Below are 14,321 nucleotides of genomic sequence, written 5' to 3' on the forward strand. Positions count from 1 at the left end.
CTGAAATGACGTGCAGTGACGATTAAAAAGTGTGAAGGCGATCCTGACTATAAAGTTAACTGCATATCACAGGCCTATAAGTATTTGTTTTGTAGGCAAAAAACTATTTTTAATTTTTAACAAAATGTTCACGATCTCGCCCTGGCCCAGAGTGCGACCAAAACGTGCAAATCGGCAGCAGAAAAACACTACAATCGACCCCGCACCTGAAGGACATCTGCGGTTATGCTCGGGTTAAGCCCGCCGCATTACACTCATTTCCACCGAACACGACTCGAGGACATCATGAACAGAACGACGGCTTTGTTGCTCTCTCTTTTTCTGATCACAGGTAGCGCCCTGGCACAGGACGAAGGGAGCCAGACCTTCTCCGTGGATGCGCTGACCTTCAATCTGGACTGGAATGACACGCAGTTTGACTGGTCCCAGAGCAACTGCTTCGATCTCGGGAGCGGTGACACGGCCGCCGCCGACTGCAAGAGGATCAACCTCAGTCTGGAGGACGAGACGCAGCGCAACCAGCCCCCCAGCACCAACCAGATCAGCACGCAACCGGATCAATGATCCCCCTGACAGGAGCCTTGATGCGATGACCCACATGACCATGACTTCCCGCGGCGCACTGCTGCTCTCCCTGCTTCTGGTTCAGGGAATGGCCTTTGCTGCCCCCCCTTCCAAACACGATGACGACATCCGGATCTCCACCGACCAGGGTCGGGTAAGCCTGGATTGGGACGACAAGGAGTACGAGTGGTGGCAGCACAACTGCCTGGATGTCAGCACCCGGACCAGCCGCATCCAGCTCAACTGCGACAACATGGATGGAAAATACCGCGACCATTACAACCGCAGCATTCACAGTGGCAACAACCCGGGTCAGGGCCATGACAAGCCCAAGAACAAGCACGGCGGCAACGGCCACCAAAAACACTGACCAGCATGCCCATGGACATGGTTGAGGGGCCTGTGGCCCCTGGAGTCATGTCCCCTACCAGTAGTTTTCCATGCTGATATTGCCGGGGGCGCGACGCAGGTTCTTGGCAAGCCCCAGCCCGAGCAGGGTCTGCTGAGTCTCTTTCACCATGGCGGGGTTGCCGCAGATCATCACCTGGCTCAACTCGGGGGAGAAGTTCAGCCCCACCCTCGCCTGCAAGCTGCCATCGACGATGGCTGCCGGGATGTGCCCTGCCATCGCCTCCGGCCAGGTCTCACGACTGACGAAGGGAACATAGCGAAAACGCTCGCCATGCTGCTCGGCAAAACGGGCGATAAGCGGCTGATAGCTGAGCTCTTCCCCTTTTCTCACCCCGTGTACCAGCACCAGATGCTCGAAGCGGTCGAAGACCAGTCCCTCGGCCAGCATGGCGAGGAAGGGGCCGATGGCGGTGCCGGTTGAGAGCAGCCAGAGGTCCCGTCCCGGGGGAATCTCATCCAGGGTCAGAAAACCGGTGGCCTGGGACTGCACCAGCAGGCTGTCGCCCACCTGCAGGGAACCGAGAGAGGGACTCAGCTCACCGCTGGGGATCTCCACCAGATAGAATTCGTGATAGGGCGTGCCGGGAGGATTGACGAAGGAATAGGCACGCTGGACTCGACGCTCGCCCTGCTCCAGGGCCAGCTTGGTGAATTGACCCGCCTTGTAGGGGGCAAGTTCCGCCTCCACACGCAGGGAGAGCAGGGTGGGTGTCCACTCGATGCGCTCGATGACCCGACCTTCGACCCAGGCAGCCATAAAGGTTCTCCTCCAGAGGAACAGACCTTCACTTTACCCCTTGATCTGAAAATAAAAAACCCGCGCATGTGCGCGGGTTTTTCTGCAAGAGCGGAACGCTATTACAGAGCAACAACCTGGATTTGTACGGTTGCTTTGACGTCAGCGTGCAGCTGAACAACAACTTCGTACTCACCGGTGTTACGCAGAACGTTGCCCATGCGGACTTCGCTCTTGGCAACGGCTACGCCGGCAGCAGTGATGGCTTCAGCCACGTCACGGGTACCGATGGAACCGAACAGCTTGCCTTCGTCGCCAGACTTGGAGGCGATGACAACGGCAGCCAGCTCACCCAGCTTGGCAGCGCGCTCTTCGGCAGCAGCCTTGTTGGCAGCCAGTTTGGCTTCCAGCTCAGCGCGACGAGCACCGAAGGCTTCGATGTTGGCCTTGGTGGCCATAACAGCTTTGCCTTGCGGGATCAGGTAGTTACGGGCATAACCAGCTTTTACGGAAACTTGGTCACCCAGACCGCCCAGTTTGGCGATCTTATCGAGCAGGATAACTTGCATTACCTTTCCTCTATAAATTTCGTTGAGTTAGGCGTAAGCGCCGGGCCGATTCTTACTTGTTGTGCAGATCGGTGTACGGCAGCAGAGCCAGGTAACGAGCACGCTTGATGGCGCGTGCCAGCTGACGCTGATACTTGGCGCGGGTACCGGTGATACGGCTCGGTACGATCTTGCCAGATTCAGTGACGTAGTTTTTCAGAGTAACGATATCTTTGTAGTCGATCTCGGTAACGTTCTCGGCGGTGAAGCGGCAGAACTTACGACGACGGAAATAACGTGCCATGGCCTTTATCCTCTAATGCGGTGATCTAAGAATTACTCTTCGGAAGACGCTTCAACAGCATCTTCGCGACGCTCGTCGTCACGACGGGTGAAGCGCTCTTCCTTGGCCTTGGCCATCGGAGAAACTTCAGTCACGGCGTGCTTGGTGCGCATGATCATGTTGCGGATAACGGCATCGTTGAAGCGGAAGTTGGTTTCCAGCTCATCGATAACGGCCTGTTCAGCTTCTACGTTCATCAGAACGTAGTGAGCCTTGTGCAGCTTGTCGATCGGGTAAGCCAGTTGACGACGGCCCCAATCTTCCAGGCGATGAATGGTACCACCAGCGGTGGTGATAGCGCCGGTGTAACGCTCGATCATGCCAGGTACTTGCTCGCTCTGGTCCGGATGAACCATGAAGACGATTTCGTAATGACGCATTTTAGCTCCTTACGGATTAATTCAGCCTCCGCCCAGGTGCAGCCAGACCTCGGAGGCAAGGAACATAGTGATGTTTAGACGCTGCTTTCTAGGGCGGCGTATTGTACGAAATCACCTCTCCCACTGCAACTGGCGAAGCAAGATGTTTTTCTCGATGAGCCCGATACAAAACTTTAATTGATAACAATTATCATTTAGATCCATACTCTCCTCATATCCCCACGGAGGATGACAGTATGCAACCTGCGCTCACCACGGCCATCCCGGCCCGCAAATTCAAGCTGACCCTGCTCGGCCCCGCCTTCATCGCCGCCATCGGTTATATCGACCCGGGCAATTTTGCGACCAATATCCAGGCCGGCTCCACCTTCGGCTATCAACTGCTGTGGGTAGTGGTGTGGGCCAACCTGATGGCCATGCTGGTGCAGACCCTCTCGGCCAAGCTCGGTATCGTCACTGGCAAGAACCTGGCGGAACACATTCGTGATCGTCTGCCCAGGCCCGCAGTCTGGGCCTATTGGGTGCAGGCCGAGATCATCGCCATGGCCACCGATCTCGCCGAGTTCATCGGCGCTGCAGTCGGCTTAAAACTGCTGCTCGGCATCACCCTGCTGGAAGGAGCCTGCATCACCGCCGTGGTCACCTGGGGGATCCTGATGTTGCAATCCCGCGGCCAGAAGCCGTTGGAGTTCGTGGTGGGAGGCCTGCTGCTGTTCGTGGCCGCCGCCTACATCGTCGAGCTGATCTTCTCGCGCCCCTATCTGCCGAGTCTGCTGGAAGGGGCACTCTTCCCCGGCCTCCCCAATGGTGATGCTGTCTATCTTGCCGCCGGTGTGCTAGGTGCCACCGTGATGCCCCATGTCATCTACCTCCACTCGGCCCTGACCCAGCACACCCAGGAGCAAGGCACGGTGACCCAGCGACTGCACAGCACCCGGATCGACGTGGCCATCGCCATGACCATCGCCGGCTTCGTCAACCTGGCCATGATGGCCATGGCGGCAGCCGCCTTCCACAGCTCCGGCAACCAGCAAGTAGCCGAGCTGGAGTCGGCCTACCAGACCCTCACCCCGCTGCTGGGCCAGGCGGCCGCGACTCTGTTCGGCCTCTCCCTGGTCGCCTCCGGCATCAGCTCTACCGTGGTGGGCACGCTGGCCGGCCAAGTGGTGATGCAGGGCTTCGTGCGCTTCACCATCCCGCTCTGGCTGCGCCGAGCCATCACCATGGCTCCCGCCTTCGTGGTGATCGCCATGGGCCTCAACACCACTGAAATCCTGGTGTTGAGCCAGGTAGTGCTGAGCTTCGGCATCGCCCTCGCTCTCATTCCGCTGCTGATCCTGACCGGTGATCGCGCCCTGATGGGGGCACATCGCAATCACCCCGTCACCCAGGCCGTGGGGCGCCTCATCGTCGCCCTGGTGATCGGCCTCAATGCCTATCTGCTGGTCACCACCCTCTAACGCCATCTTGAGGCTCATTGACCCGGGTTGATGAGCCTCTTCGCACTTTCGCGTATGCTGCCCCTTTCCCTTCTCATCATCTCGTTGCGGGAGCCCTGCCATGGAACATACCCGAGCCAGCTTCGTACTGGGCCACCATCAGGAACAGGCCAGCGTTGTCTGTTGCAAACAGGGGGATCCGACTCTGCTGGTCACCGACCTCACCCCCTTTCATCCCCAGAGCCACCTCTGGCCCGATCAACCCGGTGACGTGGGCACAGTGCGCTGGGAAGGGGGGGAAGCGGCCGTGGGCCCCTGCCGCATGGGCGCCATCAGTCCCGAGGGCGAGCTGTTCGTGGATACGGAGATTCCGGTCAAGCGGGGGGCGGATGGGTGGGCTTTCGTGGTGGTGCATCCCCTCGCCGGTTCCCATCACCTTGCCATTGGCTCGCCTGTGGAACTGACAGTGGATGCCGAGGCACGCCATGCCCTGAGCCTGGGCCACAGCGCCTGCCACCTGGTGGCACTGGCCCTCAATCGGGCGCTCACGCCCTATTGGCGAAAGGAGACAAGCGAGCTGGACGCTCTCGGGCAGCCGGATTTCGACCGCCTCGCCACCCAGCACTCCCGGGTCGAGCCCAGAGGATCAAAGGAGCAGTACCGGATCGGCAAGAGCCTTCGAAAAAAGGGAATTAACAGCGAGGCACTGCTGGCCGACCTCGACAGGATAGCGATCCAGGTCAACGAGCAGCTGATGCGCTGGCTCAAAGAAGGAGGCGAGATCCGCCGCAGCCGGGCCGGTGATGCCATCATCGATTCCCGCTACTGGCATGGCATGGTGGACGGTCGGGAGATCACCATTCCCTGTGGCGGCACCCATGTGGGCACTCTGACCGAGTTGGGCCAGGTTCAGGTGACGCTGGCCTCCAGTGAAGAGGGATTTACCCTCACCACCCGGGTCACCCCCTGAACCACCCCAGCCCTCCTGATGCCGCACCGCCCTGACCGGGGCGGTGTCCCGACAGAGAGACCGCAGGCAGATCAGCGCGGCGGTATCTCACCCCGGGCTGCTACCCCATGGCCACGGGGTAGCAAAAAACCATGCGATGCACCACGGGTGAGGGGCCACTTGCCCCTTTCCTGGCGCCTGACGGCGTCAGGCAGGCTCCCTTCGCATCCCCATGTGAGGGATGTCATCTTCCAGATATCCTTCCCCTTCGGCCACGAAACCATGCTGGCCGTAAAAACCTTGCAGGTGGGCCTGTGCACCGAGCCAGATGCTGTGTGCAGGCCAGCGAGCCTCGCACTCTCTGACCGCTTGCGCCAGCAGGCGGTGACCCAGTCCGCCCCCCCGCGACGTGGGAGAGGTGACCACGCGGCCGATGGCGGCGCCGCTGTCATCACCAATGCCGGGTGCCATGATGCGGGCATAGGCCGCCAGGTGATCCCCCTCACGACCGAGCAGATGCAACACGCCGTCACGGCGATCCAGCCCGTCCAGATCCTGGAAGGGACAGGTCTGCTCCACCACGAACACCTCGGCGCGCAGGGCAAGCAGCTCATACAATTCATCCGTGGTCAGCTCGGACCAGGATTTCATACTCCAGTTCATGAATGACTCCTGTTTAATGGGGTCTGACAGCATAATCTTGCTCCCGACGAGGGGCATTAACCTTGGTTAAGTTGGCCCCCTTCTCATCCAATGCGGACATGGTCGACAAAGAGCCGATCTCTGCCCAGGTTCATCGGCAATCCCTTCTGGCTCAACCCTGAACGCGCGTTTTCAGCCGCCTGCGGATGCGGCTCAGGCTGATGGGGGTGATCCCCAGATAGGCGGCAATCTGGTGATCCGGAACCCTGGCATCCAGCGCGGGGAAGCTTCGCAGAAAATGCTGATAGCGCGCCTCTGGGCCCCCGGTCAGCAGCAACAGCTCTTTCTCCTCCTTGATGCGCAGTTGCACTTCAAGGAGATGGTGATACCAGGCGGGCCAGCAAGGGAGTCGGCGCAGATCCGCCAGCGGAAGAAGCTGCAGCCGGCAAGGCTCCAGCGCCTCCACGCTGTAGCGGGCGGGCTCACCACTGAGCAGGTGGTGGAAGTCGATAAACTCGTCCCCCTCCCAATAGAACTCCTTGATGTACTCGCGGCCATCCGCCAGCACCACCTTGGCCCGCAGCAACCCCTCCTCCACTCTGACCAGCAGCGCCGGACTGTCACCGGCATGCCAGAGGCAGGAGCGAGGGGGCAAGGTCAGGGAGCGGACAAAAGAGAGGAGGCGCTCGGCCTCCTGCTCATCTGCAACCCGTTCCCAGACAAAGGGGGGTCTGTCGGTCATCGTCTTGTCAGACGCGGCGCTGGCGCACGGCTTCGAACAGGCAGACACCGCTCGCCACCGAGACGTTGAGGCTGGATACTGCCCCCGCCATGGGGATGCTCACCAGCTCGTCGCAATGTTCGCGGGTCAGGCGGCGCATCCCCTTGCCTTCGGCCCCCATCACCAGCGCCATGGGACCGGTGAGTTTGGCCTGATAAAGATCGTGATCCGCCTCGCCGGCGGTACCCACGATCCAGACGCCGCGCTCCTGCAGCTCGCGCAGGCTGCGGGCCAGGTTGGTGACCTGGATGAGCGGCACCACTTCGGCAGCGCCACAGGCGACCTTGCGCACCACGGACGTGAGGCCTGTGGCCTTGTCCCGCGGCACGATCACCGCATGCACCCCGGCCGCATCGGCACTGCGCAGACAGGCGCCGAGATTGTGCGGATCTGTCACCCCGTCCAGTACCAGCAGGAAGGGCGCTGTCTCTTGCGCCGCCAGACCGTCCAGCAGGCTGGCCAGGTCGTGCTCGGCCAGCTTGGGCGCTTCAATCACCTTGGCCATGATGCCCTGGTGATTGTTGCCTTCCGCCTTGTCATCCAGCGTCTTGCGGTTCACGCTCTGCACCCTGATGCCGAGTGACTCCAGCTCGGCCAGCAGGGGATGCAGCCGCTCGTCATCGCGGCCCTTGAGAGCCCACACCTCGATGAAGCGCTCGGGGGTGCGCTCCAGCAGCGCGGAGACGGCGTGAATGCCGTAGATCAGTTCAGTACTCATTTAGTGCTCTTGGCCTTGTCGCGAGCCTTTTTGCTCGGTCGTCTGTTGCTGGGCTTGGCACGGCCACCCTTGTCGGATTTACCGCTCTCCTTGCCCTCTTTGCGTTTCTCGTGGCGCTGGGCGCTCTTGGCCTTCTCTTTCTTGATCTCGGCCTGCTTGCGCGCCATCTCCTTGGCGTTCTTGCCGGTGGCCTTGAGGGGCTCTTCCACCATCACGAAGTCGATCTTGCGATCGTCCAGGTTCACGCCCATCACCTTGACCCGCACCTTGTCACCCAGACGATAGCGACGGCGGAAGTTCTCGCCGATCAGCTGCTGGTGCAGCGGGTCGAACTGGTAGTAGTCGTTGGTGAGGGTGCTGACGTGCACCAGACCGTCGATGTGGATCTCCGCCAGACGCACGAAGAAGCCAAAACCGGTGACGCTGGCGATGACGCCGTCAAACTCGTCACCCACGTGATCCAGCATGTACTCGCACTTGAGCCAGTCTGCCACGTCGCGGGTGGCATCATCGGCACGGCGCTCCGTCATGGAGCAGTGCTCGCCCATGGGGTCCACTTCTTCCAGCTGGTAGTGGTAGCCACCGCTCGGGGTCCACTTGTGGCGCAGGTTGCCCTGCTGCTCCTTGGCGGTCTGATACTTGATCGCCCGGTGCAGGATGAGATCCGGGTAGCGACGGATTGGCGAGGTGAAGTGAGCGTAGGACTTCAGGGCCAAGCCGAAGTGACCGATGTTGTCGGCCTGATAGATGGCCTGACGCATGGAGCGCAGCAGCATGGTGGAGAGCAATTCCGCATCCGGGCGCCCTTCGAATTTGGCGGCCAGGTCGGCAAAGTCCTTCGGCTCGGGCTCCAGGCCTCCCTTGAGCTCCAGACCCAGTTCGGCCAGGAAGTCACGGAAGCCGGTCAGACGCTCCTCGCCCGGGCGGTCGTGCACCCGGAACAGGGCGGCGGCCTCGTTCTTCTCGATGTAGCGGGCGGCTGCCACGTTCGCCTGGATCATGCACTCTTCTATGATCTTGTGGGCGTCATTGCGCACCAGCGGTACGATACGGTCGATCTTGCGCTGGGCGTTGAAGATAAAGCGGGTCTCCTCGCTTTCGAACTCCACCGCACCGCGTTGATGGCGAGCATGCTTGAGCGCCTTGTAGAGGTTGCTCAGCTCCTCGATGTGGCCCACCAGCGGATCATACTGCTGACGCAGCTTGGGATCGCCATCCAGGATCGCCGCCACCTTGGTGTAGGTCATGCGGGCATGGGAGTTCATCACCGCTTCGTAGAACTTGTAGCCGGACATGCGGCCAGCGGCGGAGATGGTCATCTCGCACACCATGCAGAGGCGGTCAACCTGCGGGTTCAGGGAACACAGGCCATTGGAGAGCACCTCCGGCAGCATGGGCACCACGAACTCGGGGAAATAGACCGAGTTGCCGCGCTGATAGGCTTCGGTGTCGAGGGCCGTGCCCGGTTTCACATAGGCAGAAACGTCGGCAATAGCGACCCACAGGCGCCAGCCGCCTCCGCGCTTGGCTTCACAGAAGACAGCGTCATCGAAGTCACGGGCGTCTTCCCCGTCGATGGTGACCAGCGGCAGGGCACGCAGGTCGATACGGCCCTCTTTGGCCTTCTCCGGCACCTGCTCGCCGAGACCGGCGACCTCCTTGGTCACCTCTTCCGGCCAGGTGTGCGGAATGCCGTGGGTACGCAGGGCGATCTCGATCTCCATACCGGGCGCCATGTTCTCACCCAGGACTTCCAAGACGGTACCGACCGCATTGAAGCGGGCAGTGGCGCGCTGGTTGATGCGCACGACCACGACCTGGCTCTGGCGAGCCCCCTTGTTCTCCCCTTCCGGGATGATGATGTCCTGGCCGATGCGGCTGTCATCGGGTACCACAAAACCGACGCCGTTCTCGACGAAGTAACGACCGACGATGTCCGCCTCGCGGGATTTGAGCAGGCGCACCAGACGCGCTTCCTGACGCCCCTTGCGATCGATCTCGGTCGGCTGCACCAGGGCATAGTCGCCATGCATCAGGCGCTGCATCTCGCGGTTGTTCAGGAAGAGATCCGCTCCACCACCCTCGGGGCGCAGAAAACCGAATCCATCTTTGTGGCCAAGCACATAGCCTTTGACCAGATTCAGGCGATCCGGCAGGGCGTAACATTGGTTGCGGGTGAACACGAGCTGCCCGTCGCGCTCCATGGCGCGCAGACGACGTCGCAAGGCTTCCAACGGCTCTTCATCGGTCAGCTTGAGGACCTTGGCCAGCTCTTCCCGGGACATGGGTTTCTCATGGCCCTTGATGAGCTCCAGCAGCATCTCGCGACTGGCGATGGGGTTTTCGTATTTTTCGGCCTCGCGTTGGAGGAAAGGATCTTTTTGAGACATAAGCAGGCCTTAGGGTAGGTAATAACGCAGACATTATATCGGAGGGGGGAGCTAATGGCATCCATCGACTGCCTTTTGGCCATTCTCTCTGTCATACTGGACACAGTTTGCAGGTATGTGAGACTCGGAACTCATGAGCAAGGACTCGTTCGCCCAATCTGCCGCCTATTTGAAACAGGCGGTTCCCCTGATGATCAAGTATCAAATTCCCACCACGCCGAACAACTATCACCTTTGGTACAGCTATGTCTCCGGCGACATGCCCGAACTCAACCATGCCGTCGATCAGGCGATAAAACAACAGGGGACCTTCTCCCTGACCACCTGTGAGCGTCTCTACCACCAGCACCTTGCGGCTCAGGACGAGCAGCAGATGGAGGCGATGAAACTCAACCTGGCGGCCATGGCCAGCGAGCTGAGTCACTCGATGCAGGATGCCATCTCCGATACCGGGCTGTTTCAGGAGATGCTCGACAAGAGTTTCGACAAGCTGAGCAAGATAGACGACGAGGGGCTCAGCCTGGAAGACACCATGGGGATCCTGCGGGATCTCGTGCGCGAGTCACGTGACGTACGCATGTCCACCCTCCACTTTCGCAACCAGCTCAGCAGCGCCGAGAAAGAGATAAAGGAGCTGAAACAGGCCCTGAACGAGACGAGAAAGCTGGCCACCGAGGACCCGCTCACGTCTCTGCTCAATCGACGCGCCTTCGATCTCGAGATGGACAGCCTCATTCGCAGCAAGCAGCCCTTCTCCCTGATCCTGACCGATATCGATCGCTTCAAGAACTTCAACGACGAATACGGACATCTGCTGGGGGACCAGGTGCTGCGCATCGTCGGCAAGCGGCTGCGAGAGGCCAGCAAGGAGGGCATCACCGCCTATCGCCTGGGGGGTGAGGAGTTTGCCCTCTTGGTGCCAAACCGCGCCCTGGCGCTGACCCGCCAGATGGCCGAGAGCCTGCGTCGCGTCATCGAGCGGATGTCGATTCTGGATCGCAAATCCGGGCGACGCATCGATCACATCACCGCCTCGTTCGGTGTGGGGGAATACATCCCCCAGGAGACGGCAGACACCCTGATCGAGCGTACCGACAAGCTGCTCTACAAGGCCAAGGAGCTGGGACGCAATCGGGTGATGCCACTGCCCTCCTGATCCCACCAGATGCAAAAAGGCCGGTCATTGACCGGCCTTTTTCATGCTTCCCTTATCGGGATCAGAGGCTTTTCAGCTTCTCTTCCGGCAGGGCCAGCTCGTCATTGTGGTTGACACCGATACCGCGCTCCAGCACATGGCGGGCGATGGCATGGGCCTCTTCCAGCGAGTGCATGCTGTAAGTACCGCACTGGTATTCGTTCAGCTCGGGGATCTTGCTCTGCTCCTGCACGGTCAGCACGTCGCTCATGGCGGCCTGCCAGGCAGCGCCAACACGGGCTTCATCCGGCGCACCGATCAGGCTCATGTAGAAGCCGGTGCGGCAACCCATGGGAGAGATGTCGATGATCTCCACCCCATTCCCATTGAGATGGTCACGCATGAAGCCGGCAAACAGATGCTCCAGAGTATGGATGCCGCGTTCGGAGAGGATCTCCTCGTTCGGCACGCAGAAACGCAGGTCGAACACGGTGATGGTGTCCTTGTTCGGGGTCTGCATGGTCTTCGCCACCCGCACTGCCGGGGCGGCCATGCGGGTATGGTCGACGGTAAAACTGTCCAATAACGGCATTTCTGACTCCTGATTTGGTTACCAGAACCAGCCCCCGCTGGAGAGCTGATCCTTGCATTGTCGATACTGGGCACCGTAGCGTTGGGCACGGGCCTCCACCTTGCGGGAGACCTTCATCAGCCATCCCTTGCTGCGGTAGCTGCCACGTCGATAGCCCCCCCAGCCTTCGTGATAATTCAGATACTGGCCATAGGCATCCCACTTGGACGTGCCATTGAGCCGCTGTGCCTTGTGAGTGTACCAGCCCATGAAATCGATGGCGTCGGCAAAGTCGTCGCGATCGCTCCAGCCGTTGCCGGTTTCCCGCTGATAGTCGGCCCAGGTTTCGTCTTTCACCTGGGCATAGCCGTAGGCTGAACTGGCCCGCCCGGTGGGGATGAAGAGGAAATACTGCATCGGCGGCTGGGCATCATGCACGAAGGAGGACTCCTGGTACATCATGGCCATCACTACCTGGACAGGTGTCCCCCACTTCTCGTTCATCTTGAGCGCCGCCTCGTGCCACTCGGGTTTCTCCCGAAAGATCTGGCACAGGTTTTCCGGCTGTGCCGGCGGCCGGGTACTGCACGCGGTGATCGCCATCAAGCACGCCGCCACGACCCCGATACGGTACAACGACATCAGGGCAACAGACTCTTGCTGTTCATCACAGGGCACATCCACCACATCAGATCGCGTCTTCGTTCTCTTCACCAGTACGAATACGAATGACGCGCTCTACCTCGCAGACGAAGATCTTGCCATCACCGATCTTGCCGGTACGCGCTGTGTTCTGGATGGCTTCCAGGCAGGCATCGAGATCCTCGTCCTGCACCACCAGCTCCACCTTGACCTTGGGCAGGAAGTCGACCATGTACTCGGCACCGCGATAGAGCTCGGTATGGCCCTTCTGGCGGCCGAACCCCTTGACCTCGGACACTGTCATGCCGTTGATGCCGATCTCGGCCAGGGCCTCGCGCACATCGTCCAGCTTGAACGGTTTGATGATGGCTTCAATCTTCTTCATGGTGACTCCTTACCAGTTCTGTTTGCCGAACCCGGACGTGATGGGATAGCGGCGGTCCTTACCAAAGTTGCGAGCCGTGATGCGGGGGCCGACGGCGGCCTGACGGCGCTTGTATTCGTTGAGATCCACCAGACGGATCACCTTGCGTACCACCGCCTCTTCGAAACCTTCCGCCACCATGTCGGCGACAGACGCATCCTCTTCCACGTAGCGCTTGAGGATGGCATCCAGAATGTCATAGGGGGGCAGGCTGTCCTGGTCCACCTGATCAGGTGCCAGTTCGGCCGACGGGGGACGATCGATGACCCGCTGCGGGATCACGTACTCCACGCTGTTGCGATATTCGCACAGCTTGAAGACCAAGGTCTTGGGGACGTCCTTGAGCACATCAAAGCCACCCGCCATATCGCCATACAGCGTGGCATATCCCACGGCCATCTCGCTCTTGTTGCCAGTGGTCAGCACGATACGGCGGCGCTTGTTGGACAGCGCCATCAAGAGTACACCGCGGCAGCGGGCCTGCAGGTTCTCTTCGGTGGTGTCGCGGGCGGTCCCTTCAAACAGAGGTGCCAGCTGCGTCATGAAGCCTTCGAACATGGGTTCGATGGAGATGATGTTGAACTCCACCCCCATCCGCTCGGCCTGCTCCTTGGCATCCTCCACGCTCATCTGGGCGGTGTATCGGAACGGCATCATCACCGCCTGCACCTTGTCCGCCCCGATGGCGTCGGCCGCAATGGCCAGGGTCAGCGCCGAGTCGATACCACCGGAGAGGCCCAGCACGGCGCCCTGAAAACCGTTCTTGGTGACATAGTCGCGCACCGCCAGCACCAGGGCCTGATAGGTCTCGGCCAACGGCTCCAGCGGTGCGGCGGGTTCCCGCTCCTTCACCGGCTGACCATCGGCAAAGCGCACCAGCGCCAGCTCTTCGGCAAATGGAGCAAGCTTGTGGGTCAGCTCGCCCTGGCTGTTGAACACCTTGGAGCAGCCGTCGAAGATCAGCTCGTCCTGGCCGCATACCTGGTTGAGGTAGATGAGCGGCAGGCCGGTCTGATCGCAGCGTTCCGCCATCAGCTCGCGGCGGATCCAGGGTTTTTCCTGATCATAAGGAGAGGCATTGATGGTGAGCAGCAGCTCGGCCCCCGCCGCCTTGGCGGCCAGCGCCGGACCCGGCTGCCAGAGATCTTCGCAGATGAGCAAACCCAGCTGATGGCCACGGAACGGCACCACACAGGTATCGGCCGCCGCAGTGAAGTAGCGCTTCTCGTCGAACACCCCGTAGTTGGGCAAGTCCTGTTTGAAATAACGTGCCCGCAGTTGACCGCGCTCGTAGAGAGACGCCGTATTGTAAAGCGCCCCCTCTTCGCGCCAGGGATGGCCCACCAGAATGGCACATTGTCCCTGCCATGCCGCGATGCGGGACAGAGCGGCCTCGACCCGGATCATCAGGTCGGCGCGCAACAGCAGATCCTCAGGCGGGTATCCTGTCAGGGCCAGCTCGGAGCAAACCAGCAGATCGGCCCCTTGCTGATCGGCCAGGGCTGCTGCCGCCAGTACCTTGTCACAGTTATCTTCGATGGCGCCTACCGTCAGATTTAACTGGGCAAGCATCAGAGAGAGGGCTTTTGCCATGGCGATGCATCTTGAATTCGAAAATGATGGGGAATAATAAAGAAAAGGCGCTGGC

The 14,321-nt window shown here is 60.5% G+C and carries 17 protein-coding genes; 5 read left to right on the top strand and 12 right to left on the bottom strand.

Annotated features, from left to right (window positions below):
* The first annotated feature begins 285 nt into the window (after positions 1–285).
* Together J9892_RS07130 and J9892_RS07135 are read left to right on the top strand one after the other, a co-directional pair.
* Positions 286–564: a hypothetical protein gene (locus J9892_RS07130; protein WP_174722078.1), complete on the top strand. Its 279-nt coding sequence runs from the start codon at positions 286–288 to the stop codon at positions 562–564.
* A gap of 25 nt (positions 565–589) precedes the next feature.
* The gene (locus tag J9892_RS07135; protein WP_223916276.1) at positions 590–934 is read left to right on the top strand and encodes a hypothetical protein; all 345 of its coding nucleotides are present in this window, start codon (positions 590–592) and stop codon (positions 932–934) included.
* 54 nt (positions 935–988) lie between these two features.
* On the opposite strand, the gene J9892_RS07140 is transcribed toward J9892_RS07135, so the two are convergent.
* From J9892_RS07140 to rpsF, 4 genes are all read right to left on the bottom strand, one after another.
* Positions 989–1,732: a ferredoxin--NADP reductase gene (locus J9892_RS07140; protein WP_210538127.1), complete on the bottom strand. Its 744-nt coding sequence runs from the start codon at positions 1,730–1,732 to the stop codon at positions 989–991.
* 101 nt (positions 1,733–1,833) lie between these two features.
* On the bottom strand, positions 1,834–2,280 hold the full coding sequence (gene rplI / locus J9892_RS07145) for a 50S ribosomal protein L9 (RefSeq protein ID WP_010673120.1): 447 nt from the start codon (positions 2,278–2,280) through the stop codon (positions 1,834–1,836).
* A gap of 52 nt (positions 2,281–2,332) precedes the next feature.
* Complete coding sequence (rpsR, locus tag J9892_RS07150; protein WP_005313392.1) at positions 2,333–2,563, bottom strand: 30S ribosomal protein S18; 231 nt, start codon at positions 2,561–2,563, stop codon at positions 2,333–2,335.
* Positions 2,564–2,595: 32 nt separating this feature from the next.
* On the bottom strand, positions 2,596–2,982 hold the full coding sequence (gene rpsF, locus J9892_RS07155) for a 30S ribosomal protein S6 (RefSeq protein WP_005331771.1): 387 nt from the start codon (positions 2,980–2,982) through the stop codon (positions 2,596–2,598).
* A gap of 236 nt (positions 2,983–3,218) precedes the next feature.
* On the opposite strand from rpsF, the gene J9892_RS07160 reads away from it, so the two are divergent.
* Together J9892_RS07160 and J9892_RS07165 are read left to right on the top strand one after the other, a co-directional pair.
* Positions 3,219–4,442, top strand: coding sequence for an Nramp family divalent metal transporter (locus J9892_RS07160; RefSeq protein WP_210538128.1), 1,224 nt, complete (start codon positions 3,219–3,221; stop codon positions 4,440–4,442).
* Between the two features lie 100 nt (positions 4,443–4,542).
* Positions 4,543–5,391, top strand: coding sequence for a hypothetical protein (locus J9892_RS07165; RefSeq protein WP_210538129.1), 849 nt, complete (start codon positions 4,543–4,545; stop codon positions 5,389–5,391).
* Positions 5,392–5,577: 186 nt separating this feature from the next.
* Here the strand turns inward: J9892_RS07165 and J9892_RS07170 are convergent, their stop codons facing one another.
* From J9892_RS07170 to rnr, 4 genes are all read right to left on the bottom strand, one after another.
* Complete coding sequence (locus tag J9892_RS07170) at positions 5,578–6,033, bottom strand: GNAT family N-acetyltransferase (RefSeq protein WP_049636452.1); 456 nt, start codon at positions 6,031–6,033, stop codon at positions 5,578–5,580.
* A 151-nt stretch (positions 6,034–6,184) separates the two neighbouring features.
* Positions 6,185–6,754, bottom strand: coding sequence for a Crp/Fnr family transcriptional regulator (locus tag J9892_RS07175; RefSeq protein ID WP_210538130.1), 570 nt, complete (start codon positions 6,752–6,754; stop codon positions 6,185–6,187).
* 7 nt (positions 6,755–6,761) lie between these two features.
* Positions 6,762–7,511, bottom strand: a complete 750-nt coding sequence (rlmB, locus tag J9892_RS07180) for a 23S rRNA (guanosine(2251)-2'-O)-methyltransferase RlmB (protein ID WP_041214488.1) — start codon at positions 7,509–7,511, stop codon at positions 6,762–6,764.
* A complete protein-coding gene (gene rnr / locus J9892_RS07185; protein ID WP_210538131.1) occupies positions 7,508–9,901 on the bottom strand; it encodes a ribonuclease R in 2,394 nt (797 codons plus the stop codon). Before rnr ends, rlmB begins: the two co-directional genes overlap by 4 nt.
* Positions 9,902–10,034: 133 nt before the next feature.
* Here rnr and J9892_RS07190 point away from each other — a divergent pair, with 133 nt between their 5' ends.
* On the top strand, positions 10,035–11,057 hold the full coding sequence (locus J9892_RS07190; RefSeq protein WP_041214487.1) for a GGDEF domain-containing protein: 1,023 nt from the start codon (positions 10,035–10,037) through the stop codon (positions 11,055–11,057).
* 61 nt (positions 11,058–11,118) lie between these two features.
* On the opposite strand, the gene luxS is transcribed toward J9892_RS07190, so the two are convergent.
* From luxS to J9892_RS07210, 4 genes are read right to left on the bottom strand one after another with little or no spacing between them, the layout of a single operon-like run.
* A complete protein-coding gene (luxS, locus tag J9892_RS07195; protein WP_043153085.1) occupies positions 11,119–11,628 on the bottom strand; it encodes an S-ribosylhomocysteine lyase in 510 nt (169 codons plus the stop codon).
* Positions 11,629–11,646: 18 nt separating this feature from the next.
* A complete protein-coding gene (locus J9892_RS07200) occupies positions 11,647–12,249 on the bottom strand; it encodes a transglycosylase SLT domain-containing protein (RefSeq protein WP_043153148.1) in 603 nt (200 codons plus the stop codon).
* A gap of 46 nt (positions 12,250–12,295) precedes the next feature.
* Positions 12,296–12,634: a nitrogen regulatory protein P-II gene (glnB, locus tag J9892_RS07205; protein ID WP_005308848.1), complete on the bottom strand. Its 339-nt coding sequence runs from the start codon at positions 12,632–12,634 to the stop codon at positions 12,296–12,298.
* Between the two features lie 9 nt (positions 12,635–12,643).
* Positions 12,644–14,266: an NAD+ synthase gene (locus tag J9892_RS07210; protein WP_124243877.1), complete on the bottom strand. Its 1,623-nt coding sequence runs from the start codon at positions 14,264–14,266 to the stop codon at positions 12,644–12,646.
* Between the last annotated feature and the right edge of the window lie 55 nt (positions 14,267–14,321).

The sequence above is a fragment of the Aeromonas sp. Prich7-2 genome, assembly GCF_017939255.1.
Taxonomy (GTDB): Bacteria; Pseudomonadota; Gammaproteobacteria; order Enterobacterales; family Aeromonadaceae; genus Aeromonas; species Aeromonas caviae.